The following is a 22,789-nucleotide window of genomic DNA, read 5'->3' on the forward strand; positions in this document are numbered from 1 at the left end:
CTTATCCTTCCGCGCGCGGGTGCGCGTTGCGATAGACATCGAGCAAGTGCGCCGCGTCGACCTGCGTGTAGATTTGCGTCGAGGACAGGCTGGCATGACCGAGCAGTTCCTGCAGTGAGCGCAGGTCCGCGCCGCGCCCGAGCAGATGGGTGGCGAAGCTGTGGCGCAGCGCATGCGGCGTCGTGCGATCGTGCAGGCCAAGGCGCCCGCGCGCGCCCTGCACGGCGCGGCGAATCAGCGCCGGGGAAAGGGGCCCGCCGCGCGAACCCCGGAACAGCGGCGCGTCTTTGCCCGTCGGATAGGGGCAGAGCGCGATATATTCCTCGATCGCGCTGCGGACTTGCGGCAGCAGCGGCACCACCCGCGTCTTGCCCCGCTTGCCCAGCACCCGCAGTGTTTCAGCGAGGGGCAGGGCATCGCCCGTCAGTCCCAAGGCTTCGCTGATGCGCAGGCCCGCGCCGTAGAGCAGCATCAGCACGGCCCAGTCGCGCGCGCCGATCCATCCGTCTCGCGCGGTTTCGGCAATGTCCTCGGCGAGCGCGACGGCTTCATCCGGGCTGATCGGGCGCGGCACGCCGGGCTTGACGCGCGGCCCGCGCATTACCGGAATCGTGGCGCCCTCGCCGCCTACGAACCGCAGAAAGGCGCGCAGGGCCGAGAGCTCCCGCGCCGCCGAACTGTTGCCGATGCCTTCCGCCCGGCGCGCCGCCAGATAGGCGCGCAAATCGCTTGTCGTCAGCTTGGTGAGGGCCGCCGATGTGGGCGGGCGGCCGTCCATGTCCGCCATCCAGTCGAGCAGGCGTTCGGCGGTGGAGACATAGGCGCGCACGGTGTGAAGCGAGCGGCGCCGGCCTTCGGCGAGATGCGCGCGCCAGCCTTCCAGCAGCCCTGCCCGCGTTTCGCCGGTCATGACGGCACGGTGCCGGCGAGCAGCTCCTGCCAGATGCTCAGCAAATCGACCGGATACCAAGCCTCGTCATGGGCCGCCAGCTCCTGTGGCGTCCACCAGCGGTGTGAGAGCATGACGGCCTTCTCGAGATCGGTATGGCCTGCCGTATCGATTCGCGCCTCCGCGACGGGGACCGCGTAAAAGCGTTCCTCGGCATCGACGGGAATGCCCTCGAGCGTGACGAAGGTGACATGGCGGACCGCCACGAGCGGACCGGGTTCGAGGTCGAGCCCGGTCTCCTCGCGCAGTTCGCGCCGCGCGGCCTGCTCAAATGTTTCGCCCCGATCGACCGCGCCGCCGGGCGTCACCCAGAAAGGCGGGCGATCATCGGGCGTGAAGCGGAAGAGCAGCAGCCGTCCTTGCGGATCGGTGACCAGCAGGCGGGCCGCCGGACGTTTCGCGCGACGGGTCACGCCCGGCTCATTCACCCGGCGCGCGGGCTCGAATGGCGAGGGCATGCACCTTCTCACGCAGCAGATCGGCGAGCGCCGCGTTGACCATGCGCTGCCGCGCAACGCGGGATTGGCCGGTGAAGGAGTTGGCGACGATCTCCACGGTGAAGTGGCTTTCGCCGCTGCCATCATCGCCCATATGGCCGCGATGCTTGGCGCTGTCATTGATGACGGCGAGCTGTTGCGGGGACAGGGCATTTTCCAGCCGCCGTGCGATCTCTTGCCCGACCGGGCCTAGCGAAGCGTCAACCATGCGCCCTATATAGGCGTTTTGGTTCACGCAGCCACAGGGAAGAGACGGTCGTGTCAGGGTCGGGGTTCAATCAGGGTGCATCGCGCCGCCACACGCGCTTTCACGGCCGCGTGGAAGGCGAGGCGCGCCGCTGCTCGCATCCCGGCTGCATGGAAGCAGGCGAGTTCCGCGCGCCGCCCGAGGAAAGGCGCGGCGCGCCCGATGGTCCGCCGCAATGGCGCTGGTTCTGCCTGGATCACATCCGCGCGTTCAACACCGAATATAATTACTTCAAGGGGATGAGCCCGGAGGAAATCACGCAGGCGCAGCGCCCTTATGGCGGTTGGGAGCGGGAGACGCGGGCTTTTTCGTCCGCCGCAGCGAGTGGCACGCCGCCGCCGCGCTGGGCCGATTTCTCCGATCCGCTCGATGCGATCGGCGCCCGCTTCAAGATGCGGGCGGCGGAAACCGCGCAACGGCAGGATGGCAAGCCGCTATCCGGCGCGGATCGGTCTGCCCTCAAGACGCTCGGCCTTTCGACCGATGCCGACCGGCGCGCCTTGCGCACCCGCTATACCGAGCTGGTCCGCCGCTTTCACCCGGATCATAATGGTGGCGACCGTGCGCATGAGAAAGCGCTGCAAGACGTGATCGCGGCCTATTCCCATCTCCGCAAGGCGCCGGCCTTCGCCTGACGGACCTTGCCGCGCCGGGTCTACGCTGCCATAGGCGCCGGCCCGCTTTCAGGAAGGTGATTGATATGGCGACCGGCACGCCGGCCCGCGCGATGGGCTTCGACTTCGGCACCACCAATAGCGTGGCCGCGATTGCCCAAGACGGCACGTCGCATATGCTGGAGTTCTCGGGCGACAAGGCGACGGGCGCTGTCTTCCGGTCCGCGCTCTGCTTCTGGGAAGAGGGCGATCGCCGGTCGGCGCTGGCGCGCGAGGCAGGGCCATGGGCTATCGCTGAGTATCTGGAATTTCCGCAGGGCTCGCGCTTCATCCAGTCGTTCAAGTCGGTCGCCGCCAGCCCGCTGTTCGATCATGCCAGCATCTTCGACCAGCGCATGACCTTCGAGCAGTTGGGCGAGGCCTTTCTGGAGCGCATGGTCGCCCATGCCGGTGGCGCGCTGGGCTCCGGGCCGGATGAGCGGCCCGAACGGATCATCGTCGGTCGACCGGTGCGCTATGCTGGCTCGCGACCGGATGAGGCGCTGGCCCGCACCCGCTACGATGCCATGTTCCGCACCTTCGGCACCGATATCCATTATGTCTACGAACCGCTCGGCGCGGCGTTCAGCTTCGCCAGCCGTCTGTCGGAGCCGGCGACGGTTCTGGTCGCGGACTTCGGCGGCGGCACGAGCGATTTCTCCATCGTGCGGATGCGTCCCGCCGGCGACGGGCGGCGCTGCGAGCCGCTCGGCCATGCCGGCATCGGCATTGCGGGCGACCGGTTCGATTACCGCATCGTCGATCATCTCGTGCTTCCCATGCTTGGCAAGGGCAGCAGCTATCGCTCCTTCGACAAGGTTCTGGAAATTCCCCGCAGCCATTTCGCGGACTTTGCCGACTGGTCCCGACTCGCGCTGATGCGCAACCGGCGGACCCTGGAAGAGCTGGCGCGGCTGCAGCGCGCCGCCGTCGATCCCGCCGCCATCGGGCGCATGATCGCCATCATCGAGCGGGAGCTCGGCTATGCGCTGTACGATGCGGTCGGCCAGCTCAAGCGTGCGCTGTCGAGCGAGGATGAAGCGCATTTCCGCTTCGAGAGCGATGATCTGGTGATCGATGCCGATGTGACGCGCGCCCAGTTCGAGCGCTGGATCGCGCCGGATGTCGCGCGGATCGAGGAGACGGTCGATCAGGCCCTGGCAGACGCCGCATTGGACGCCGGCGCCATCGACCGCGTGTTCCTCACAGGCGGATCGTCGCTCATCCCCGCGATTCGCGCCATATTCGAACGCCGGTTCGGTGCCGAGCGGATCGCGACCGGCGGAGAACTGACGTCCATCGCGCACGGTCTCGCGCTGATCGGGCTGGAGCACGATCCGGCGGAATGGGCGGTCTGCTCCGCCTGATGGAACCCTACCTTCTATCGACAGGGCGCGCGGCAATCGGTTAGGGGCGGTATGACTCGCAGGAAGATGATGACTATGACCGATCTGCCCAACACCAATTCCGACATGCGCAGCGAGGTGCTGCTCGATGCGCCCGATCGCGTCGTGAGCGCGCGCGAGGTGTTCGGGGTCGATATCGACATGGAGATCCCCGCCTTTTCCGAAGCGGACGAGCGCGTGCCGGATACGGACCCCGCCTATGTGTTCGATCCGGACACGACGCTCGCGATCCTGGCCGGCTATGCCTATAATCGCCGGGTGATGGTGCAGGGCTATCACGGCACCGGCAAGTCGACTCACATCGAGCAGATCGCGGCTCGGCTCAACTGGCCCTGCATTCGCATCAACCTCGATGCGCATATCAGCCGCATCGATCTCGTCGGGCGTGACGCCATCGTCCTCAAGGACGGTCAGCAGGTCACCGAGTTCAAGGAAGGCCTGCTGCCCTGGGCCTTGCAACGCCCGGTGGCGTTGGTGTTCGACGAATATGACGCCGGCCGTCCGGACGTGATGTTCGTCATCCAGCGCGTGCTGGAAGCGGACGGCAAGATGACCCTGCTCGACCAGAACCGGGTGATTCGTCCGAGCCCGTGGTTCCGCATGTTCGCCACCGCCAACACGGTCGGCCTGGGTGACACCACGGGCCTCTATCATGGCACCCAGCAGATCAACCAGGGCCAGATGGACCGCTGGAATCTGGTGGTGACGCTGAACTATCTACCGGCCGAGACCGAGGCGCAGATCGTTCTCGCCAAGTCCGGCGAATATGATCATCCCGGCGGGCGCGAGGAAGTCGCGAAGATGATCCGCGTCGCGGAACTGACCCGTCAGGGCTTCATCAACGGGGATATTTCCACCGTGATGAGCCCGCGCACGGTGATCTCATGGGCGCAGAACACGCTGATTTTCAAGGATGTCGGCTTCGCCTTCCGCCTGTCGTTCCTCAACAAGTGCGACGAGGCGGAGCGGGCGCTGGTGGCGGAATATTACCAGCGCGTGTTCGGCAAGGACCTGCCGGAAAGCGTCGTCGGCAAGAGCGCCTGACGCGGCAAGGCGGCCCGAGCGCGGGCCGCCTTCGCGAATGGGTGATCAGGCGATGCGCGTGCGGGTCACCCGGTAGCGCAGGGCGACGCCGGCCAGCGCGAAGCCGGCAATCATCATGGCCCAGGTCGCCGGCTCGGGAATGGCGGGCGGCGGTGCCATCATCGCGCGCATCAGCGGGCCGGCGGTCTCCGTGTGCGACTCTGCCTGCGGCTCCGCGGCCTCGTCGAAATAGCTGCCCAGCACTGAATGGGTGAACTTGTAGGGCGCGCCTTCGAACACGGTTGGCGTCGGTTCGGTCACGGTCGCCATCGGCGTGGCGGGCGCCGGGCTGGTGAAATAGCTGTCGAGCACGGAGTGGGTGAATTTGTACTGGCCGCCCTCGAAAACGCCTTGCGAATCCGCATAGTGGCCCAGCCAATTGTTGAGCTGGGCATAATTGTTGAAGTTGCGCACGCCATCCAGGCCCTTGAAGACCATCTGCTGGCTGCCGCCGCTGTTGATCGCAAAGCTGAAATCGCGCTGCGAGAAGCTGGCCTCGGTGTGCAGAATGCTGGTCAGCAGGGCGATGCGCGCATTGAGATTGACCGCCGCGCTGACGCTCTGGATCGGCAGGAGTGCGCCGCTCGTCAGCATCGCGGCAAGGCAGGCAGTCCGGATCATGGGCAATCGTCCTATCACAAAAAGCTGCGCGACCTAGCCGCTCCAGCACCGTCCCTTGGGGACGCTGATAGGCAGGCAGGCCGCGTTCGAAAATGGATTTAACCAAGAAATCCTAATAATTTGGGTGCTGTTCCACAGCGGCACAGTTGAGCGCGCAAAGGTTGACGAGCTGAGATGGGCCGCTCTGCCAAAGGGCAGGAGGGTTGACAGGATCGGGGCACTGGACCAGCCCATTGTACATCATGGCTGACCGTTCCCCCCTCGACCGCTTCAAGGAAGTTCTCACCGGCGCCTCGCGCGCTGTCGCGCATGATGCCGAGGTTGAGCTCGGCTTCACGCCCGATGCACCGCACCTCGCCGGCAAGCAGATCAAGGTGCCCACGCCGACGCGCAATCTGCCGGCGGATCAGGTCGCGCTCGCGCGCGGCTTTGCAGACAGCTTCGCGCTCAAGCTTCGCCACCATGATGCGCGACTCCATTCCGCGCGGGCGCCGAGCGAGCCCGCTGCGCGCGCCGTCTATGATGCCGTCGAGATGGTCCGTTATGAGGCGCTGGGGTCCAAGAACTACGCCGGCATGCGGGCCAATCTCGCCGCCGCGCTGGACATGCGCACCCATTCCGACCCGATCACGCGCGCGCAATCGGCCGATGAAGTGCCGGTGCAGGGCGCCGTTGCCTTGCTGCTGCGCGAGAAGCTGACCGGGGAAGCGCCGCCGCCCGAATCCCTCAAGGGCATCGAATTTCTGCGCGAGTGGATCGACGAGAAGGCCGCTGACGACTTTGAAGGCCTGTCTTTGTGCCTCGACGATCAGCAGGCCTTTCAGGACAAGGTGCTCTCGATGCTCCAGCATCTCGAGCTGGTGCGCGCGGAGGTTCCCCCCGAATCGCCCGATGAGGATGACGAGGACCAGGACGAGCAATCCGAGCAGCAGGATGAGGACAAGGAAGAAGACGAGGGCGAAGAGGACGATCAGTCCCGCGCCGACACGCGCGGCGAGGATAAGGGCGAGCCGGGCGAGGAGATGTCCGAAGAGCGCGAGGAGCAGGACGGCGACGCGGACGAGGATGGCGATGGCGACGCGCAGGATGACGATGGCGCCATGCCCGTGCGCCCCAATCGCCCCTTGTCGGACCTGCCGCCGGACTTCGACTACCACGCCTATACGACGAAGTTCGACGAGGTGGTGACGGCGCTCGACCTGTGTGACGCTGACGAGCTGGTGCGCTTGCGTGGATTTCTTGACCAGCAGCTCGCCCCGTTCCAGGGCGCGGTCTCCAAGCTGGCGCACCGTCTGCAGCGGCGCCTGCAGGCCCAGCAGAACCGCAGCTGGGATTTCGACCAGGAAGAAGGCATGCTCGATGCCGCGCGACTGGCGCGCGTTGTCGTCAATCCCGCGCACTCGCTCTCCTACAAGATGGAGCGGGACACCGATTTCCGCGATACGGTGGTGACGCTGCTGATCGACAATAGCGGCTCGATGCGGGGGCGGCCCATCGGCATCGCGGCGATCAGCGCGGACATCATGGCCCGCACGCTGGAGCGCTGCGGCGTGAAGACCGAAGTGCTGGGCTTCACCACCCGGGCCTGGAAAGGCGGGCAGAGTCGCGAACAATGGCTGGCCGCCGGACGTCCACCCCGGCCCGGTCGTCTCAACGATCTGCGCCACATCATCTACAAGAAGGCGGACGAGCCCTGGCGCCGTGCTAAGGCCAGCCTCGGCCTGATGATGCGCGAGGGGCTGCTCAAGGAGAATATCGACGGCGAGGCGCTGCTCTGGGCGCACAACCGCCTGCTCGCCCGGTCCGAGGAGCGGCGCATCCTCATGGTGATTTCCGATGGCGCGCCGGTGGACGATTCGACGCTGTCGGTGAACAACGGCACCTATCTGGAGCGGCACCTGCGGCAAGTGATCGGCTGGATCGAAGGGCGCTCACCGGTCGAGCTGATCGCCATCGGCATCGGCCACGACGTCACCCGCTATTACAAGCGCGCCGTGACGATCATGGATGCCGAGCAACTGGGCGGTGCGATGGTGGAGCAGCTCGCGGCCTTGTTCGACAAGGACTAGTTGGACGAGCCTTGCGTCGGGGAGCATTTCTTCGCCTGGGGAAGCTCCGACCATGACGCCGAAGCGGTCTTCGCCGATCTTCACCGTTCGTGCTGAGTAGGCTCTGAGGAGCGCCGCAGGCGCATATCGAAGAGCCGTATCGAAGCATCGCAGCGTACGGGCCGGTCCTTCGATACGCTGCTGCGACAGGCTCAGCAGCTACTCAGGACGAACGGAGAGCTGCTCGAAGAATATCCGTGCCGACGCCGGCAATGGCGCCCATCAGGCGGCGCTGGAGGCAGGCCGGCCCAGCGTTCCCGCTCAGACCGGCCTGTCCTTATCAGTTCAGCGCGGCGCAGGCTTCCTGGATGCGCGTGCAGGCCTTGCGGAGGATTTCTTCCGACGTGGCGTAGCTCACGCGGAAGGCCGGGGCGAGGCCGAAGGCGCCGCCGTGGACGGCTGCGACGCCCTTGCTCTCGAGGAAATAGGTGATGAGGTCCTCGTCCGTGGCAATGGTCTTGCCCTCGGGCGTGGTCTTGCCGATGCAGCCGGCGGCATCGGGATAGACGTAGAAGGCACCTTCGGGCGTCGGGCAGTTGAGGCCCGGCGCATCGTTCAGCATCGCCACCACCAGATCGCGCCGCTTGCGGAAGGCCTCGTTGCGCTCGATGAGGAAGCTCTGGTCGCCATTCAGTGCGGCCGTCGCCGCGGCCTGGCTGATCGAGCAGGGGTTGGAGGTCGACTGAGACTGCAGCTTGGCCATCGCCTTGATGATCCACTGCGGACCACCGGCATAGCCGATGCGCCATCCGGTCATCGAATAAGCCTTGGACACGCCGTTCACCGTCAGCGTGCGCTCGTAGAGATCCGGGCAGACCTGCGCGATCGTCTTAAACGGGGTCGGCGCATACCAGACATGCTCGTACATGTCGTCGGTGAGGATCAGCACATGCGGGTGCTTGCGCAGCACCTCACCGAGCGCCATCAACTCCTCGCCGGAATAGGCCGCGCCCGTCGGGTTGGAGGGCGAGTTGAGCAGCACCCAGCGCGTCTTGGGGGTGATCGCCGCGTCGAGCTGGGCCGGCGTGATCTTGTAGAGCTGGTCGGCACCGGCCGCGATGATCACCGGCGTGCCGCCGGCAAAGTTCACGATGTCGGGGTAGCTCACCCAATAAGGCGCGGGGATGATGACCTCGTCGCCGGCTTCCACCGTCGCGATCAGCGCGTTGAACAGAGTGTGCTTGCCGCCCGAGTTCACGCTGATCTCGCTCGTCTTGTAGGAGAGCTCGTTATCGCGCTTGAACTTGGCGGCGATGGCTTCCTTCAGCTCGGCGGTGCCGTCGACATTGGTATATTTGGTCTGGCCACCGCGGATCGCGGCGATGGCGGCATCCTTCACGAAATCGGGCGTGTCGAAGTCCGGCTCGCCGGCGGAAAGGCCGATGATGTCCTTGCCTTCCCGCTTGAGGGCAATGACCTTGTCGGTCATCGCGAGCGTGGCGCTGGGCTGAATACGGCCGAGGGCGGCGGAAGTCCGGGACATGGAAAGCTCCTGACAGTCAGGGATGATGCGCGTGGCGCCCGGGACACTCCCGGACGGCGCGGTGCATAGTCGCCTCAGCCGTGCGGTGCAACCAGCCTCGCAGCCATCAGCCCGCGCGCGGCATTGCCGATGAGGAAACCGTCTGCCAGATCTTCCGGCCGCAGGTCGGCCTCCTGCGCCTTGCCCTGGTCGATCAGGCTCTGGCGCAGCACGCCCGGCAGCAGGCCGCGCGCAAGGGGTGGCGTCAGCAGGGTCTCGCCCCGCTGGAGGAACAGGTTGGTGAAGCAACCCTCCGTCAGATAGCCGGCCTCGTCGGTCAGCAGCACTTCGAACGTGCCCGATTGCCGCAGGGGCACTTCATAATGGCGCCGGTCCGTGGTCTTGTGCCGCACGCGAATATCGTCTCCGCCGAGCAGGCGGGGCGCGATGCTCACCGACGCCGGTCCCTCCAGCAAGGGCGGCATTTCGCGAACCTCAATACTGAGCGTGCCGATCCGGCCGAGCAGGATGCGCACGCGCCTCGGCTCGACAAAGCCGAAGGTCGCGGCCTGCAGTTCGTTGCGCAGCTCATGCCGGTCGAGAATGAAGCCAAGTTCGTGCGCGCTGCGTTCGAGTCGCCGGATGTGAAGGTCGAGAAGCGGCAGGCCGATCTCGGGATCGAAGGCCATGGTTTCGATGAGGTCGAAATGATGGGCCTTTGCGATCAAAGCACGTTCTCCCCAACGGCCAGAAACCGTCCCTTGTCGAGGCATTCCTGCCATTCTGCCTCCCGCTGGCTGTCCGCAACGATGCCGGACCCTAGCCCTACGATGCCCGCCTGCGCGTCCTTCTCCAGCACGATGGTGCGGATGGCGACATTGAAGCGCGCCGTGCCGTCCGGCGCAATATGGCCGATGCTGCCCGTGTAGAGTCCGCGCCCGAAACGCTCCACCTCGCGGATGATCTCCATGGCGCGCAGCTTGGGGGCGCCGGTGATCGATCCGCAGGGGAAGAGGGCGCGCAGCACGTCCGCCGGCCCGAGTTGCGGTTGCAGCCGGCCCTCGACGACGGAGATCATCTGATGGACCGTCGGATAATGCTCGACATGGAAGAGCGCCGGCACCGCGACGCTGCCCGCCTGCGTCACACGAGAGATATCATTGCGCAACAGGTCAACGATCATCAGATTTTCGGCGCGCTGCTTGGGGTCGCTGGCGAGCTCGCGCGCGGCGGCGGCATCGCGGGCCGGGTCGGCATCGCGCCGCGCGGTGCCTTTCATCGGCCGGGTCGTCACCGTGCCATCGGCCAGCGTGAAGAAGCTCTCGGGCGAGAAAGACAGGACATGCCGTCCATCATGGCGCAGCAAGGCGCCGTGGCCGGCGGCGGCGCGGGGCCGGATGGCGCGGTAGGCGGCGAGGGGATCGCCATCGATGGTGACGCGCGCGGGGAAGGTCAGGTTCGCCTGATAGATGTCACCAGCGCGGATATAGTCCAGCACTGCCCCGATGGCGCAGTCATAGTCGGCGCGCGAGATCATCGGCTGGATCGGGCCGATCGTGACGGGCGTCTCCGGGAGCAGCGCGTCCACGGCATCCGCCGCAAGGGGTTGTGGCGCGTTGAACAAGCCGAACCAGAGCAAGGGCCCGGCATCGCCCTCGCGCGGCACATAGCCGTTCAGCCGCGCCTCGAAGGCGTGGCCCGCCGTATAGGACAGGTAGCCGGCGGCGTGCAGCCCGCTTTTGACCGCCGCCTCAACCCGCGCCAGCGCAGGCAGCACATCGGTCAGCCGGTCGGCGCGGATTATGTCGACTGGGTCGCGGAACAGTGTTGCACTGCCCGATCCGTCTGCCCGCGCATCATCGAGCAGCACGAAAGGCGCGTCGGACGATATGGGCAGGGCGGGGCGAGTCATGGCGCCCTATTGGCAGCGTGATGGCATCAAGGCCAGCGTTTCAGCACCGTCAGACTCGGTGTAGAAGCTGGACAGGCGGCAGCGTCGAGGAGGTACGTCTCATGCAGGCTTTGATACATCTGGCTTTGGCGATGGGGAGCTTCGTCGGCACGCACCTTCTCCTGTCCCATCCCCTTCGTGCGCCTCTGGTGGCGCGGCTGGGCGAGCGGGGCTTTCTTGGCCTCTATACCCTCACCGCTTTCGCCACGCTGGGCTGGACGATCCTCGCTTTCCGGGCCGCGCCCGCAGCGCCGCTGCTGTGGATGGCGCCCATCGGCCTGTGGCACCTCGGCGGGCTAGTTATGGCGCTCGCCGGCGTGATGCTGGTCGGCTCCCTCATCGGCAATCCGGCGATGGTCGATCCCACCGGGCAGATGACCGCGCCCGAGCGCGCCCGGGGTGTCTATGCCTTGACGCGCCACCCGATGATGTGGAGCTTCATTCTCTGGGCGCTGGTTCACGCCACGCTCTGGCCATCCGGACGGACGCTGATCCTGAGTGGCGGCATCGCCCTGCTCGCCTGTGTGGGTGCGCTGGGGCAGGACCGGAAGAAGGCGCGGCTCCTGGGTGCGCCATGGCGCCAGTGGCAGGCGCGCACGAGCTTTGTGCCATTCGCCGCGCTCCTGTCCGGGAAGGCGGAGTGGCACGCGCTGTGGCCGGGCGTCGTTCCGGTGCTCGGCGGCGTCATCCTCTGGCTCGGTGCCACCTGGGCGCATCCCTTGCTGGGCGGACCGTTCGTGCCGCCTTGGCTGTGGATTGGATGACACAGTCTCTCCCAAAATCGACGCGCCACCCCGGTTTGGGCCGGCCGGCACCGTCAATGTCGTGGATTGTCAGCCGCTGTTCGGCGCATGGGCGAATCCGTGTCATCGGCTATCGCGGGAGCGGAAGGCGTATCATGTTCGGGTTTGGCAGGATCGCAGGCGCAATAGTGGCTCTGCTCGCGGCGCTGGGCCTTGCGCTGTTGCTGCGTTCCGCGCCCGAGGCGGCGCGTTGGTCGCTGATGATCTGCGTGATGGGCTTCATCGGCGCCACCATGCGTCTGCGCCGACTCGACGCCGGTTTCTGATCTGCGGCCGTGGGAACTGCCCCGGCGCCCGATCAGTCGAACAGCGAGCTGACCGAGCTTTCGTCCGCGATCCGGCGGATCGCTTCACCGAGCAGCGGCGCAATCGGCAACTGACGGATCTTGGTCGAGGCCGCGACGGAGGGCGTGGCGAGAATCGAATCGGTGATGACCAGCTCGCGCAGAGCCGAGCCTTCCACCCGCGCGACTGCGCCGCCCGAGAGCACGCCATGCGTCACATAAGCCACGACGTCGGTCGCGCCGGCATTCTTCAGCGCGGCGGCTGCGTTGCAGAGCGTGCCCGCCGAATCGACGATGTCGTCGATCAGGATGCAGAAGCGGCCCTTCACGTCGCCGATGATGTTCATCACTTCCGATTCGCCGGCGCGCTCGCGGCGCTTGTCGACGATGGCGAGCGGGGCATTGTCGAGCCGCTTGGCCAGCGCGCGAGCACGGACCACGCCGCCGACGTCCGGCGAGACGACCATCAGATTCTCATTCGGGAAACGGGCCTGAATGTCTGCGGACATCACCGGCGCGCCGAACAGATTGTCGGTCGGGATATCGAAGAAGCCCTGGATCTGTCCGGCATGGAGGTCGACCGAAAGGACGCGATTGGCGCCGGCGGTGGTGATGAGGTTCGCCACCAGCTTGGCCGAGATCGGCGTGCGCGGGCCGGGCTTGCGGTCCTGCCGGGCGTAGCCGAAATAGGGAACCACCGCCGTGATGCGCCGCGCCGATGCGCGCTTGAGCGCATCGATCATGATTAGCAGTTCCATGAGATTGTCGTTGGCCGGATAGCTGGTCGACTGCACGACGAACACATCCTCGCCGCGCACATTCTCGTGAATCTCGACGAAGATTTCCTCGTCCGCAAAACGCCGCACGCTCGCATCGGTGAGCGGGAGCTCCACATAATCGGCAATCGCCTGGGCGAGCGGCATGTTGCCGTTGCCAGAGATGATCTTCATGTCGGGGTCCCCATGGCTGCGGTTGTCGCGGCCCCTCTAGCGAGCAGGTGCGCCGCTGAAAAGGCGCTTGTGACGCTTCGGGGACAAGGGATTGCGGTCAATGGCGCGGCAAGGCCGCATATCCGGCTCGGCGATGCCCTTGCTCCCGCCCCCGCCCGCCCATAAAGCGGCGCTATGACAGCCTCTCTCCGGATCGCCATGGCCCAGCTCAACCAGAGCATGGGTGATATCACGGGTAATGCAGAGGCCATGCTGGCCTGCCGAGAAAAGGCACGCGGGCAGGGCGCGGATCTGATCGTCTATCCCGAATTGCAGCTCATCGGCTATCCGCCCGAGGATCTGGTGCTCAAGCCCGCGCTGGCCGCGCGCGCGGAGACGGCGCTGCACCAGCTCGCCGAGGCGACGTCGGATGGTGGCCCGGCGATGCTTGTCGGCACGGTCATCGCCAACAAAGGCCTGCTGTTCAATTGCGCGGCGCTGCTCGATGGCGGCAAGGTGGTCGCGATCCGCCAGAAGCGCGAGCTGCCCAATTACGGCACCTTTGACGAGAAGCGGCTGTTCGCGCCCGGGCCGCTGCCCGACCCGGTCGAGTTTCGGGGCGTGAAGCTGGGTCTGCCGATCTGCGAGGACATCTGGTTCCCCTTCGTCACCGGGCATCTGGCGGAAAAGGGCGCGGAGCTGCTCATCTCGATCAACGGCAGCCCCTATGAGGTGGCCAAGGATGATTTCCGCGTCCGGGGCGTGTGCATGGAGCGCGTCAACGAGACGGGCTTGCCGCTCCTGTATCTCAACCGCGTCGGCGGGCAGGACGAGCTGGTGTTCGACGGCGCCTCCTTCGTGCTGAATGCGGATGGCGACATCGCCCATATGCTGCCGGACTGGGAGGAAGCGCTGGTCATCACGCAGTGGGACCGGGGCGACGATGGCCGCTGGTTCTGCAAGCCGGGCGAGGTGCACGCGCTGGATGCGCACCCGGCGGATATCTATCACGCGATGGTCGTGGGGCTACGCGACTATGTGAACCGCAATCGCTTCCCCGGCGTGGTGCTCGGGCTTTCGGGCGGTATCGACAGCGCGCTTTCCGCAGCTGTGGCGGTGGATGCGCTGGGTGCGGATCGCGTCTGGTGCGTGATGATGCCGTCGCGCTTCACCGGCCAGGAAAGTCTGGACGATGCGGCGGAATGCGCACGGTTGCTCGGCTGCCGGCTCGATACCATCCCGATTTCCCCCGCCGTCGGCGCGTTCGAAGCCATGTTGGCGGAGGCGTTCACCGGGCGGACCGCGGATCTGACCGAGGAAAACATCCAGTCGCGTATTCGCGGCGTGACGCTGATGGCGCTCTCCAACAAGTTCGGCCACATGCTGCTCACCACCGGCAACAAGAGCGAGATGAGCGTGGGCTATGCCACCATTTATGGCGACATGGCCGGCGGCTATTCGGTGCTCAAGGATGCCTACAAAACGACCGTGTTCGATCTCTCGCGCTGGCGCAACGCGGAGAAGCCGGCGCTTGGGCTAGGGCCGGACGGGCCGGTGATGCCGGAACTCGTCATCACCAAGCCGCCCACCGCCGAATTGCGCGAAGACCAGAAGGATTCGGACAGCCTGCCGCCTTATGAGGTGCTGGACCCCATTCTCTACGGCCTGGTCGAGCAGGAAAAGTCGGTCGATCAGCTTGCTGCCATGGGCTTCGATCGCGCGACCGTCGCCCGCATCGAGCGGCTGCTCTACGTGGCCGAATATAAGCGCCGGCAGGCGCCGCCGGGCGTGAAGCTGGGCGGCCGCAATTTCGGCCGCGACCGGCGCTACCCGATCACCAATGCTTTTCGGACGGCCTGAGCGGCTTCAGCGCCATTGTTTGGCGATGTAGCGGATAGCGGCTTCTCCCGTCAGGTCCTGGCCATCATCCGTGGTAATTTGCGCGCGCGAAATTGCAGTCATCACATTTTCGCTTTCGCACGCGGTCCGCTCAATGGCGGCAAGCGTGGTGCTCTCCAGGACGCAGCGAAACGCGGCTTCCTCTGCGGGGACCAACATTGTGGGTTCCGAGGCAGTCACTGAAGCCTGCGCAAGCGCTTTCAGGGTCGAGAGATAATGTAGCAAAAACGCGGGGTCAGTGTCTCCCCCGGCCCACTCAGTCTTTTCCGCAAGGTCGTCCAACCGGGACAGGGCTGCATCAAAAAGGCCAAGCTCACGCGAGGCATTGGCGGCGCGAAGCGTGATCCAGAACCAATCTTCCTTTTGGCCATCCGGCCGCAGCGCTGCCGCCGTATCCAAGAAGGCCTGCTGATAACGAGCCTTGCGAGCGGGGTCATTATCCGTTTCCCAACTCGCGATCAGCAGCGCCGTCGCCAATGCATAAGGATCGTTGCTCCCCATTGCGTTTTGCAGCCACCATGAGCGGTAATGCTGAGTCTCCGAGGATCGCATAGCCTGATAGACGTCGGAAGCGACAAGCGGGGTCGCTCGTTTCACTTCGTCGGAGGAAAAGGCGTCCTTATAGAGGAGAAAGCCGTTATCCGGGCATTCAATGATGGGTGGTACGGGCGTCGGACTGTATGGTTTTCCGTCAGGCCGCTGTCCGAAGGTCGAGTTGCTGGCCATGATCTGCGCGGTGAACGTCTTTCCGCCGACCGGGCATATCTTCGTCTCAGGGATGAAGGTCGTAGCCGGGGCAGGCGCTGCCAACAGTGTACCGATCACAACCAGCACCAGTCCTGCGCACGCGCGCGACACGAGAGCCGACATCCCACCTCCTCAATCGGCTCTAGGAACAAGCCGGTTTGACGTTTAACGGCGGGTGTCATGACTGTCATCACCCGTTTCGCGCCGTCGCCGACCGGCCATCTGCATGTGGGCAACATCCGCGCGGCGCTTCACAACTGGCTTTGGGCGCGCAAGATGGGCGGGCAGTGCCTGCTGCGCATCGACGATACCGATACCGCGCGCAGCGAGGAGCGCTTTGTCGAGGGCATCCGCGCCGATCTCGCCTGGCTTGGTCTGGCGCTGGATGGCGAGGTGCGCCAGTCGGCGCGGTTCGATCTCTATGAGGAGAAATTCGCGGCGCTGCGGGCCGCCGGGCGGGTCTATCCCTGCTTCGAGTCGGCGCAGGAGCTGGACTTGCGGCGCAAGATCCTGCTCGGGCGCGGTCTGCCCCCGGTCTATGATCGCGCGGCGCTGGCGCTGAGCGCGGACGAGATTGCGGCGAAGCAGGCGGCCGGCGAGCAGCCGCACTGGCGGTTCAAGCTGGATCATGATGCGCCGATCGAATGGACCGACCTGATCCGGGGCGACCAGCACTTCGATCCTCGACTGCTCTCCGACCCGGTGATTCGCCGGGCGGACGGCAGCTGGCTCTATATGCTGCCGTCGGTGATCGACGATATCGACATGGGCGTCACCCATGTGCTGCGCGGCGAGGATCATGTCTCCAACACGGCCACGCAGTTGCAGATGTTTGCCGCCCTCGGCGCATCGCTGCCGCAGTTTGCCCATATGGCCCTGCTCACCGGCGCGGAAGGCAAGCTCTCCAAGCGTCTCGGCGCGGTTGGCGTCGGCGATCTGCGGGAAGCGGGGGTCGAGGCGATCACCATCAGCGCACTGCTCGCGCGGCTCGGCACCAGCGATCCGGTGGAGCCGGTGATCGACATGGCGCCGCTGATCGAACGCTTCGATTTCGCGCATTTCGGGCGAGCGCCCGCCCGCTTCTCGGATGAAGAGCTGTTCGGCCTCAACGCCAAGATCGTCCACATGCTGCCCTATGGGGCAGTCGCCGATCGCCTCCCGGCGCAGATCGATGCCGCCGCGTGGCCGGTCGTGCAACCCAATCTCGAGACGGTGGCGGGGGCAGCGGACTGGGTTGCGGTGCTCAGCGGCGAGATCGCGCGGCCCGATCTCGATGCCGAAGACCACGCGTTCCTCGCCCAGGCTGCCGAGGTTGCAACGGACATCGACTTCGCCGCCGATCCCTGGCGGGCGCTGACGAGCGCTCTCAAGCAAAGCAGCGGGCGCAAGGGGAAGGCGCTGTTCCTGCCGTTGCGTCTCGCCCTGACCGGCGTGGATCACGGCCCTGACATGGCCGCGCTGCTGCCGCTGATCGGGCGGGACCGTGCGCTCGCGCGGCTGCGTGCTGCCGCCAGCAGTTGAGCGATCGTCGGCGCCGCTGAGCCCACTCCCGGCCGACCCATGCGTACTCTGACACCCGATAAAAACCCCTTCGCCTGATCTCTATCTAGTGATAGTATAACATCACAAATAAAATCAGGAGAGGTGTCATGTCCCTTGTGTCGTCTCAATCATCCTATGCCCCCCAGAGCGGCTATGCGGCCCGGCGGTCACCGGGCGCGCTGGCAGCGGCCATTGCCTTTAATGGCGGGCTCATCGGGCTGTTGATCGCCTTGCCGGCCACACATTATCTGAGGCCCGCACCGACCCCTCCCATTGATGTGCGGTTCGTGCCGACCGCTCCGTTGCCGCCGCCCGTCACACCGGAGCCGGAGGCGAAAGTGGAGACTCAGCCGACTCGCCCGCTCGATACGCCACGCGACCCGGTGAGGGTCGATCCGCAGATCAACCTCGGCACCATGACCGATTTGACGACGAAGCCCTACCCGCCTTTGCCTGACCCAGATGCCGGCAAGACCATCGTCATGCCGCCCGCCGCGTCCGTCATCGTGCCCGCTCAGCCAGATGCGCGGTTTGCCGACCGGTTTCGCCCGCCTTATCCGCCCGCCATGCAGCGCGAAGGGCGCGAGGGCAGCGTCACGGTGCGGGTCAGCATCGACGAGCGTGGACGGGTGACCGCGGTCGAGCAGGTCCGCGGGAGCGATCCGGCCTTCTTCGAGGCGGCCCAGCGCCACGCGCTGCGGGCTTGGCGTTTCCGCCCGGCCACGCGGGATGGCGTGCCGGTCGCGTCCGAGCAGGTGCTCACCTTGCGCTTCGAACTGGAACGTTAAGCGAGGCGTCACGATGACGCGCTGCTTTTCAAGGCCATGGCGCCGCCCTATGTAGGCGCCATGGCCATTTTTCCCCGCCCGGTTTCTCCACGGAGTGCTGCGTCCGATCTGCGCGAGATGTTCGCACCCGATCGCCCGCACCGCTGGAGCATTCTTGCGCTCTCGGTGACGCTGACTGGCGTTCTGCTCTGGGGGTTCGCGATCGACTCGCGCAAGCCGGAGCAGGAACGGCAGATCATCTACATCGAGAATTGGGAGGCCAACCGGCCGGACAGTGCGATCATCCAGCGCCAGATTGAGGATTTCGCGCGGTATCGGGTGGCGCTTGAGAGCAAGCAGGGCGAGTTTCAACGCCTCGCCGATAGTCTCGGCATCGACTGGCGCGAGGATGCCGCGCGCACCAAGCGCGAGCGCGAAGAACTGTTCGATGCGAAGGAAAAGGAGTTGCAGCAGAAGCTTGCTGCGGCTCTGGCCAAGGAAGGCGGCGTAGCGGGCAATACCGCGACGGCAACGCCCTGACTCTTGCCGGTGACAGCGCTTGGCTGATGGCAGCCATCGCCTTGTCCCACCGCTCACGCGGTCGCACCGCGCCCAATCCCAATGTCGGATGCATAATGCTCGATGCCGCAGGCCGCGTCGTCGGGCGAGGCTGGACGCAGCATGACGGCCGCCCCCATGCCGAGGCGATGGCACTGGCCATGGCCGGGGCATCGGCGCGGGGCGGCACGGCCTATGTCAGCCTGGAACCCTGCGCGCACCCATCCGCGCGCGGCCCTTGCTGTTCGGATCTGTTGGTGGAGGCAGGCGTGCGCCGCGTCGTCGTGGCGGCGGGCGATCCCGATCCACGGACCAACGGTCGCGGCATGGCGCGCTTGCGGGACGCGGGGTTGACCGTTGAGGCACTGCCAGAACTAGCGTCCAGAGCGCGCGAAGCGATGGCTGGCTTCTTCACGCGCCAGCGGGCCGCGCGTCCGCACGTTACACTCAAGCTCGCCACCTCGCTCGACGGCTGCATTGCGCAGGCAGACGGGACGAGCCAGTGGATCACCGGCCCAGCGGCGCGGGCGCACACGCATCTGGAGCGGGCGCGGCATGAGCTGATCCTGGTTGGGCGCGGCACGCTCACGCAGGATCAGCCCCGGCTGGACGTGCGCCTGCCCGGGCTGGAGGCGCGCTCGCCCGTCCGGGTGCTCCTAAGTCACAGCGGTGCGGCGCCAGATGGTTGGCTTGCGATCCAAACTCCGGCTCAAATCGCAGGCCTTCCCGGCGATCATCTGATGGTCGAGGGCGGCGCGCAAACGGCTGGCGCCTTTCTCGCGGCCGATCTGGTGGATCGCCTTCTGCTCTACCGCGCGCCGATCCTCATCGGGCGCGGCAAGGCGGCGCTGGGCGACATTGGGCTCAATCGTCTGGCCGATGCCCACGGCCGCTGGCGGCTGGTCGACGCGCGCAATTTGGCGCCAGACCGGCTGGAGGTTTACGAACGCGTGCGGCCCGCATAGAGCAGCAGGCATGTTTACCGGCATCATCACCGACATCGGCACCATCCAGAGCGCGCAGCAGCGCGGCGACCTGCGTCTGGTCATCGGCTGCCATTATGACATGGAGGGCGTGGATATCGGCGCCTCCATTGCCTGTTCCGGCGTGTGCCTTACAGTGGTGGACAAGGGCGCCAACTGGTTCGCGGTCGACCTGTCCGCCGAGACCGTCTCGCGCACCGCGCAGGGCGCCTGGGCAGAAGGGCGGTTGCTCAATCTGGAGCGCGCGCTCAAGCTCGGGGATGAGCTGGGCGGGCACATCGTCACCGGGCATGTCGATGGCATCGGCGAAGTCGCAGACGTCACAGCCGAAGGTGATTCGCACCGGGTGACCGTGCGGCTTCCGGCCGATCTTGCCCCCTATGTCGCGGCCAAGGGGTCGATCACGGTCGCTGGCGTATCGTTGACCGTGAATTCCGTGGAAGACGGTTCGGAGGGCTCGACTTTCGGCCTCAACATCATTCCGCACACTTGGTCGGTGACAACCTTCGGCCAGCTCGCACCGGGCCAACCGGTGAATCTGGAAATCGACGTGCTGGCCCGATATCTGGCGCGCATGAAGGATTATCAGGCCCGCAGCTAAGGCGCAGTTGCCGAGAAACATTGGCAATCACATTACAATGTGATATTTGCCGTTCATGAGCAGCGAATTGATCGAAAACGTCCGTAAGCTGGTGCGCGATGGCATTCTGTCCCGCTCCGGTCTCGCCCGTGCCGCCGGGCTCCACGCCAACAGCCTGCGCCGGTTGGATGAAGCCGACTGGAATCCCACCGCCGACACACTGGGCAAGCTGGAAAGCTATCTGCTCGCCCGCGCGCACGGGACGGCCTTGGCTAGCGCCGAGGAGATCATCAACGAGGCGCGCAATGGCCGGATGTTCATTCTAGTCGACGACGAAGATCGCGAGAATGAGGGCGATCTTGTCATCCCCGCGCAGATGGCCACCCCGGATGCAATCAACTTCATGGCCACGCACGGCCGCGGCCTCATCTGTCTGGCGCTGACCCGTCAGCGCGTCGAAACGCTGGGCCTCAACCTGATGAGCGCCAGCAACGGCACCCGGCACGAGACGGCTTTCACGGTATCGATCGAGGCCCGCGAAGGCGTGACCACCGGAATCTCCGCAGCCGATCGTGCACGGACCGTCGCCGTGGCTATCGATGCCTCCAAGGGGCGCGAGGCCATCGTGACCCCAGGCCATGTCTTCCCGCTGATCGCGCGCGACGGTGGTGTGCTCGTGCGCACCGGCCATACCGAGGCGGCGGTGGACGTCGCGCGGTTGGCGGGACTCAATCCCTCCGGCGTGATCTGCGAGATCATGAAGGACGACGGGACCATGGCCCGCCTCGATGATCTCATCCCCTTCGCGCAGAAGCATCGCCTCAAGATCGGCACCATTCGCGATCTCATCGCCTATCGCCGCCGCAACGATCATATGCTGGAGCGGCGCGCAGAAGCCACGTTCACCAGTCGCTGGGGCGGAGAGTGGCGGGCGGTGACCTTCTTCAACCGGGCGACCGAGTCCGAGCAGGTCGCGCTCATCAAGGGCCACGTCACGCCCGAGCAGCCGACGCTTGTGCGGATGCATCAGGTGTCCGTCTTCACTGATATTTTCGGCGAAGAAGGCCCGCGCGCCAGCCTGCTCTCCCGCGCGATGGAAATGATCGCCGAGGCAGGGGCCGGCGTCATCGTCGTCATCAATCGCCCGAGCGAAGACCGGTTCAGCCGGCAGATGAAAATCCGCACTGGTGAAGCAAGCCCAGCCGGTATGGACGAGCTGCGCGATTATGGCGTCGGCGCGCAGATCCTGGCCGATCTCGGCGTGCATGACATGATCCTGCTCACCAACAGCCACCACAATCTGATCGCGCTGGATGGCTATGATCTGGCGGTTGTCGAGGAGCGGGCGATCACGGGCGTCTGACCATGATCGAAGGGAGCGCTGCGGCAGTTCTGACCGGCCTCCTGCTCGCATTGTTTTCGGCGCTCGCCTCGGCGGCAGCGCATGCGCTGCTCAAATCGGGCGAGAACAAGCTGGCGGTGCTAGCCTGGATTCGCTGCGTCGAATTCGTGCTCGCCCTGCCATTCGTGCTGTGGATCGGCCTGCCGCCGGCAGTGCTCTGGCCCTGGCTGCTCGCGGCCGTCGTGGTTCATGCCATCTACCAGCTCGTCCTCTCCTGGTCCTATTCGGTCAGCGATTTCAATGCCGCCTATCCCATCGCCCGCGGCTTCGTGCCGGTGTTCACCGCCTTGCTCGGTATGGCGTTGCTGGGCGACCGGCTGGACGGTTTCGTCCTGACCGGCATAGCGGTCGTGAGCACCGGGATTCTGGTGCTGGCGAGCGGCCGATCCATTTCGCCGGCCGGCTTTGCCGCCGCTGCCATCGCCGGGCTGCTGACCACCTGCTACACGCTGGTCGATGCCAAGGGCGTGCGAGCTGCCCCGGATTCGCTGACCTTCATCGCCTGGTTCTTCCTGCTCGGGTCATTCCCCATGCCGGCCGCTCTGGTGGTGCGCCACGGTCGCAACGCCTTGTCCCTCATGATCCGCGACCGGGTCGCCGGGCTTCGGGCGGGGGTGATGGCCGTGGTCGCGTTTGCCCCGGCGCTGTTCGCGCTTGGTCTGGCGCCAGTCGGCGCGGTGGCGGCGGTGCGCGAATCGAGCATCGTCTTCGGGCTTGTGCTTGGCGCGTGGATGCTCAAGGAGAGGCTCGGCTGGCGCCGCCTGACGGGCGGTCTGCTGGTGATGGCGGGCACGCTCGCGGTGATTGCCGGCACGGCGTTCAGATAAGCTCACGAACATATGTCTTGAAAGGAACCGACATGGCCAAGTTTCTGATCGTCGAAGCGCGCTTCTATGACCACCTCAATGATATGCTGATTGCCGGTGCGCGGGCGGCGCTGGAGGCGGCGGGTCATCTGGTCGACGTGCTCACGGTGCCCGGCGCGCTGGAGATTCCCGCCGCTGTGTCGCTGGCCGCTGAGAGCGGGCGCTATGAAGGCTTCGTCGCCATCGGCGTCGTGATCCGTGGCGAAACCTATCATTTCGAGATCGTCTCCAACGAAAGCGCGCGTGGACTGATGGCGCTCACCATGGATGGCATCCCGATCGGCAATGGCATTCTGACCGTGGAAAACGAGGCGCAGGCGCTCGAACGCGCCGATCCGGCCCGCAAGAACAAGGGTGGCGAGGCCGCCGTTGCTGCGATGCGCATGCTGGAGATCGCCGAAGAGTATCGCTGAGACGGCCATCGCGATGGCGGCAGCGATTTCCTCGCGCGT

Annotated in this window: 23 protein-coding genes and 1 pseudogene; 15 read left to right on the forward strand and 9 right to left on the reverse strand. The window is 65.8% G+C overall.

The genetic code is table 11. The annotated features are described in order from the left end of the window. Window position 1: 1 nt before the first annotated feature. From M2343_RS13690 to M2343_RS13700, 3 genes are read right to left on the reverse strand one after another with little or no spacing between them, the layout of a single operon-like run. On the reverse strand, window positions 2-910 hold the full coding sequence (locus M2343_RS13690) for a tyrosine recombinase XerC (protein ID WP_264577081.1): 909 nt from the start codon (window positions 908-910) through the stop codon (window positions 2-4). Then, window positions 907-1,407, reverse strand: coding sequence for an NUDIX hydrolase (locus M2343_RS13695; RefSeq protein ID WP_264577082.1), 501 nt, complete (start codon window positions 1,405-1,407; stop codon window positions 907-909). Before M2343_RS13695 ends, M2343_RS13690 begins: the two co-directional genes overlap by 4 nt. Continuing rightward, window positions 1,370-1,654, reverse strand: coding sequence for a BolA family protein (locus tag M2343_RS13700; RefSeq protein ID WP_264577083.1), 285 nt, complete (start codon window positions 1,652-1,654; stop codon window positions 1,370-1,372). The genes M2343_RS13695 and M2343_RS13700 overlap by 38 nt, the downstream gene beginning before the upstream one ends. A 50-nt stretch (window positions 1,655-1,704) precedes the next feature. Here M2343_RS13700 and M2343_RS13705 point away from each other — a divergent pair, with 50 nt between their 5' ends. The 3 genes from M2343_RS13705 to cobS all read left to right on the forward strand — a co-directional run bounded on the left by M2343_RS13705 (window position 1,705) and on the right by cobS (window position 4,796). Then, window positions 1,705-2,328, forward strand: coding sequence for a J domain-containing protein (locus M2343_RS13705; RefSeq protein WP_413716026.1), 624 nt, complete (start codon window positions 1,705-1,707; stop codon window positions 2,326-2,328). A gap of 65 nt (window positions 2,329-2,393) precedes the next feature. Then, on the forward strand, window positions 2,394-3,713 hold the full coding sequence (locus tag M2343_RS13710; RefSeq protein WP_181561143.1) for an Hsp70 family protein: 1,320 nt from the start codon (window positions 2,394-2,396) through the stop codon (window positions 3,711-3,713). A gap of 75 nt (window positions 3,714-3,788) precedes the next feature. After that, window positions 3,789-4,796, forward strand: a complete 1,008-nt coding sequence (gene cobS / locus M2343_RS13715) for a cobaltochelatase subunit CobS (RefSeq protein ID WP_264571700.1) — start codon at window positions 3,789-3,791, stop codon at window positions 4,794-4,796. A gap of 45 nt (window positions 4,797-4,841) precedes the next feature. Here the strand turns inward: cobS and M2343_RS16730 are convergent. Beyond that, window positions 4,842-4,949: pseudogene (locus M2343_RS16730) on the reverse strand (PEPxxWA-CTERM sorting domain-containing protein); the annotation flags it as partial. Window positions 4,950-5,698: 749 nt separating this feature from the next. On the opposite strand from M2343_RS16730, the gene cobT reads away from it, so the two are divergent. Next, window positions 5,699-7,525 carry a cobaltochelatase subunit CobT gene (cobT, locus tag M2343_RS13725; RefSeq protein WP_264577085.1) on the forward strand — a complete coding sequence of 609 codons (1,827 nt, stop codon included), beginning with the start codon at window positions 5,699-5,701 and terminating at the stop codon, window positions 7,523-7,525. A gap of 319 nt (window positions 7,526-7,844) precedes the next feature. Here the strand turns inward: cobT and M2343_RS13730 are convergent, their stop codons facing one another. The 3 genes from M2343_RS13730 to M2343_RS13740 all read right to left on the reverse strand — a co-directional run bounded on the left by M2343_RS13730 (window position 7,845) and on the right by M2343_RS13740 (window position 10,938). Then, window positions 7,845-9,047 carry a pyridoxal phosphate-dependent aminotransferase gene (locus M2343_RS13730; RefSeq protein ID WP_264577086.1) on the reverse strand — a complete coding sequence of 401 codons (1,203 nt, stop codon included), beginning with the start codon at window positions 9,045-9,047 and terminating at the stop codon, window positions 7,845-7,847. Window positions 9,048-9,121: 74 nt separating this feature from the next. Next, window positions 9,122-9,715: an aminotransferase class IV gene (locus M2343_RS13735; protein WP_264577577.1), complete on the reverse strand. Its 594-nt coding sequence runs from the start codon at window positions 9,713-9,715 to the stop codon at window positions 9,122-9,124. 35 nt (window positions 9,716-9,750) lie between these two features. Continuing rightward, on the reverse strand, window positions 9,751-10,938 hold the full coding sequence (locus M2343_RS13740; RefSeq protein WP_264577087.1) for an aminodeoxychorismate synthase component I: 1,188 nt from the start codon (window positions 10,936-10,938) through the stop codon (window positions 9,751-9,753). Window positions 10,939-11,039: 101 nt separating this feature from the next. On the opposite strand from M2343_RS13740, the gene M2343_RS13745 reads away from it, so the two are divergent. After that, on the forward strand, window positions 11,040-11,741 hold the full coding sequence (locus M2343_RS13745; protein WP_264577088.1) for an NnrU family protein: 702 nt from the start codon (window positions 11,040-11,042) through the stop codon (window positions 11,739-11,741). Between the two features lie 134 nt (window positions 11,742-11,875). Next, window positions 11,876-12,046: a hypothetical protein gene (locus tag M2343_RS13750; RefSeq protein ID WP_264577089.1), complete on the forward strand. Its 171-nt coding sequence runs from the start codon at window positions 11,876-11,878 to the stop codon at window positions 12,044-12,046. 32 nt (window positions 12,047-12,078) lie between these two features. On the opposite strand, the gene M2343_RS13755 is transcribed toward M2343_RS13750, so the two are convergent. Continuing rightward, window positions 12,079-13,014, reverse strand: a complete 936-nt coding sequence (locus M2343_RS13755) for a ribose-phosphate pyrophosphokinase (RefSeq protein ID WP_181561149.1) — start codon at window positions 13,012-13,014, stop codon at window positions 12,079-12,081. A gap of 174 nt (window positions 13,015-13,188) precedes the next feature. On the opposite strand from M2343_RS13755, the gene M2343_RS13760 reads away from it, so the two are divergent. Next, window positions 13,189-14,853 carry an NAD+ synthase gene (locus M2343_RS13760; protein WP_264577090.1) on the forward strand — a complete coding sequence of 555 codons (1,665 nt, stop codon included), beginning with the start codon at window positions 13,189-13,191 and terminating at the stop codon, window positions 14,851-14,853. A 6-nt stretch (window positions 14,854-14,859) separates the two neighbouring features. On the opposite strand, the gene M2343_RS13765 is transcribed toward M2343_RS13760, so the two are convergent. Next, window positions 14,860-15,762, reverse strand: a complete 903-nt coding sequence (locus tag M2343_RS13765) for a hypothetical protein (protein ID WP_264577091.1) — start codon at window positions 15,760-15,762, stop codon at window positions 14,860-14,862. 57 nt (window positions 15,763-15,819) lie between these two features. Here M2343_RS13765 and gltX point away from each other — a divergent pair, with 57 nt between their 5' ends. The 8 genes from gltX to ribH all read left to right on the forward strand — a co-directional run bounded on the left by gltX (window position 15,820) and on the right by ribH (window position 22,750). Beyond that, on the forward strand, window positions 15,820-17,160 hold the full coding sequence (gene gltX / locus M2343_RS13770; RefSeq protein ID WP_264577092.1) for a glutamate--tRNA ligase: 1,341 nt from the start codon (window positions 15,820-15,822) through the stop codon (window positions 17,158-17,160). A gap of 128 nt (window positions 17,161-17,288) precedes the next feature. Next, complete coding sequence (locus tag M2343_RS13775) at window positions 17,289-17,969, forward strand: energy transducer TonB (protein WP_264577093.1); 681 nt, start codon at window positions 17,289-17,291, stop codon at window positions 17,967-17,969. A 60-nt stretch (window positions 17,970-18,029) separates the two neighbouring features. After that, on the forward strand, window positions 18,030-18,488 hold the full coding sequence (locus M2343_RS13780; protein WP_181561153.1) for an OmpH family outer membrane protein: 459 nt from the start codon (window positions 18,030-18,032) through the stop codon (window positions 18,486-18,488). Window positions 18,489-18,514: 26 nt separating this feature from the next. Further along, window positions 18,515-19,471, forward strand: a complete 957-nt coding sequence (ribD, locus tag M2343_RS13785; protein WP_264577094.1) for a bifunctional diaminohydroxyphosphoribosylaminopyrimidine deaminase/5-amino-6-(5-phosphoribosylamino)uracil reductase RibD — start codon at window positions 18,515-18,517, stop codon at window positions 19,469-19,471. A 10-nt stretch (window positions 19,472-19,481) separates the two neighbouring features. After that, window positions 19,482-20,090, forward strand: a complete 609-nt coding sequence (locus tag M2343_RS13790) for a riboflavin synthase (protein WP_264577095.1) — start codon at window positions 19,482-19,484, stop codon at window positions 20,088-20,090. Window positions 20,091-20,145: 55 nt separating this feature from the next. Beyond that, window positions 20,146-21,432: a 3,4-dihydroxy-2-butanone-4-phosphate synthase gene (gene ribB / locus M2343_RS13795; RefSeq protein WP_264571710.1), complete on the forward strand. Its 1,287-nt coding sequence runs from the start codon at window positions 20,146-20,148 to the stop codon at window positions 21,430-21,432. Between the two features lie 2 nt (window positions 21,433-21,434). Beyond that, window positions 21,435-22,298: a DMT family transporter gene (locus M2343_RS13800; protein ID WP_264577096.1), complete on the forward strand. Its 864-nt coding sequence runs from the start codon at window positions 21,435-21,437 to the stop codon at window positions 22,296-22,298. Between the two features lie 32 nt (window positions 22,299-22,330). Continuing rightward, on the forward strand, window positions 22,331-22,750 hold the full coding sequence (gene ribH / locus M2343_RS13805; RefSeq protein WP_264577097.1) for a 6,7-dimethyl-8-ribityllumazine synthase: 420 nt from the start codon (window positions 22,331-22,333) through the stop codon (window positions 22,748-22,750). Window positions 22,751-22,789: the final 39 nt, after the last annotated feature.

It is taken from the genome of Sphingobium sp. B8D3B (assembly GCF_025961875.1).
In the GTDB taxonomy this organism is placed as follows: Bacteria; Pseudomonadota; Alphaproteobacteria; order Sphingomonadales; family Sphingomonadaceae; genus Sphingobium.

Excerpts from the sequence above, each read along its gene's own strand:
- M2343_RS13700 (WP_264577083.1), bottom strand. The coding sequence starts at position 1,654 with ATGGTTGACGCTTCGCTAGGCCCGGTCGGGCAAGAGATCGCACGGCGG.
- M2343_RS13755 (WP_181561149.1), bottom strand. The coding sequence starts at position 13,014 with ATGAAGATCATCTCTGGCAACGGCAACATGCCGCTCGCCCAGGCGATT.
- M2343_RS13735 (WP_264577577.1), bottom strand. The coding sequence starts at position 9,715 with ATGGCCTTCGATCCCGAGATCGGCCTGCCGCTTCTCGACCTTCACATC.
- M2343_RS13780 (WP_181561153.1), top strand. The coding sequence starts at position 18,030 with ATGGCCATTTTTCCCCGCCCGGTTTCTCCACGGAGTGCTGCGTCCGAT.
- cobT (WP_264577085.1), top strand. The coding sequence starts at position 5,699 with ATGGCTGACCGTTCCCCCCTCGACCGCTTCAAGGAAGTTCTCACCGGC.
- M2343_RS13730 (WP_264577086.1), bottom strand. The coding sequence starts at position 9,047 with ATGTCCCGGACTTCCGCCGCCCTCGGCCGTATTCAGCCCAGCGCCACG.
- ribD (WP_264577094.1), top strand. The coding sequence starts at position 18,515 with ATGGCAGCCATCGCCTTGTCCCACCGCTCACGCGGTCGCACCGCGCCC.
- M2343_RS13760 (WP_264577090.1), top strand. The coding sequence starts at position 13,189 with ATGACAGCCTCTCTCCGGATCGCCATGGCCCAGCTCAACCAGAGCATG.
- M2343_RS13750 (WP_264577089.1), top strand. The coding sequence starts at position 11,876 with ATGTTCGGGTTTGGCAGGATCGCAGGCGCAATAGTGGCTCTGCTCGCG.
- M2343_RS13800 (WP_264577096.1), top strand. The coding sequence starts at position 21,435 with ATGATCGAAGGGAGCGCTGCGGCAGTTCTGACCGGCCTCCTGCTCGCA.
- M2343_RS13765 (WP_264577091.1), bottom strand. The coding sequence starts at position 15,762 with ATGTCGGCTCTCGTGTCGCGCGCGTGCGCAGGACTGGTGCTGGTTGTG.
- M2343_RS13790 (WP_264577095.1), top strand. The coding sequence starts at position 19,482 with ATGTTTACCGGCATCATCACCGACATCGGCACCATCCAGAGCGCGCAG.
- M2343_RS13740 (WP_264577087.1), bottom strand. The coding sequence starts at position 10,938 with ATGACTCGCCCCGCCCTGCCCATATCGTCCGACGCGCCTTTCGTGCTG.
- M2343_RS13710 (WP_181561143.1), top strand. The coding sequence starts at position 2,394 with ATGGCGACCGGCACGCCGGCCCGCGCGATGGGCTTCGACTTCGGCACC.
- ribB (WP_264571710.1), top strand. The coding sequence starts at position 20,146 with ATGAGCAGCGAATTGATCGAAAACGTCCGTAAGCTGGTGCGCGATGGC.
- M2343_RS13745 (WP_264577088.1), top strand. The coding sequence starts at position 11,040 with ATGCAGGCTTTGATACATCTGGCTTTGGCGATGGGGAGCTTCGTCGGC.
- M2343_RS13690 (WP_264577081.1), bottom strand. The coding sequence starts at position 910 with ATGACCGGCGAAACGCGGGCAGGGCTGCTGGAAGGCTGGCGCGCGCAT.
- gltX (WP_264577092.1), top strand. The coding sequence starts at position 15,820 with ATGACTGTCATCACCCGTTTCGCGCCGTCGCCGACCGGCCATCTGCAT.
- ribH (WP_264577097.1), top strand. The coding sequence starts at position 22,331 with ATGGCCAAGTTTCTGATCGTCGAAGCGCGCTTCTATGACCACCTCAAT.
- M2343_RS13775 (WP_264577093.1), top strand. The coding sequence starts at position 17,289 with ATGTCCCTTGTGTCGTCTCAATCATCCTATGCCCCCCAGAGCGGCTAT.
- cobS (WP_264571700.1), top strand. The coding sequence starts at position 3,789 with ATGACCGATCTGCCCAACACCAATTCCGACATGCGCAGCGAGGTGCTG.
- M2343_RS13695 (WP_264577082.1), bottom strand. The coding sequence starts at position 1,407 with ATGCCCTCGCCATTCGAGCCCGCGCGCCGGGTGAATGAGCCGGGCGTG.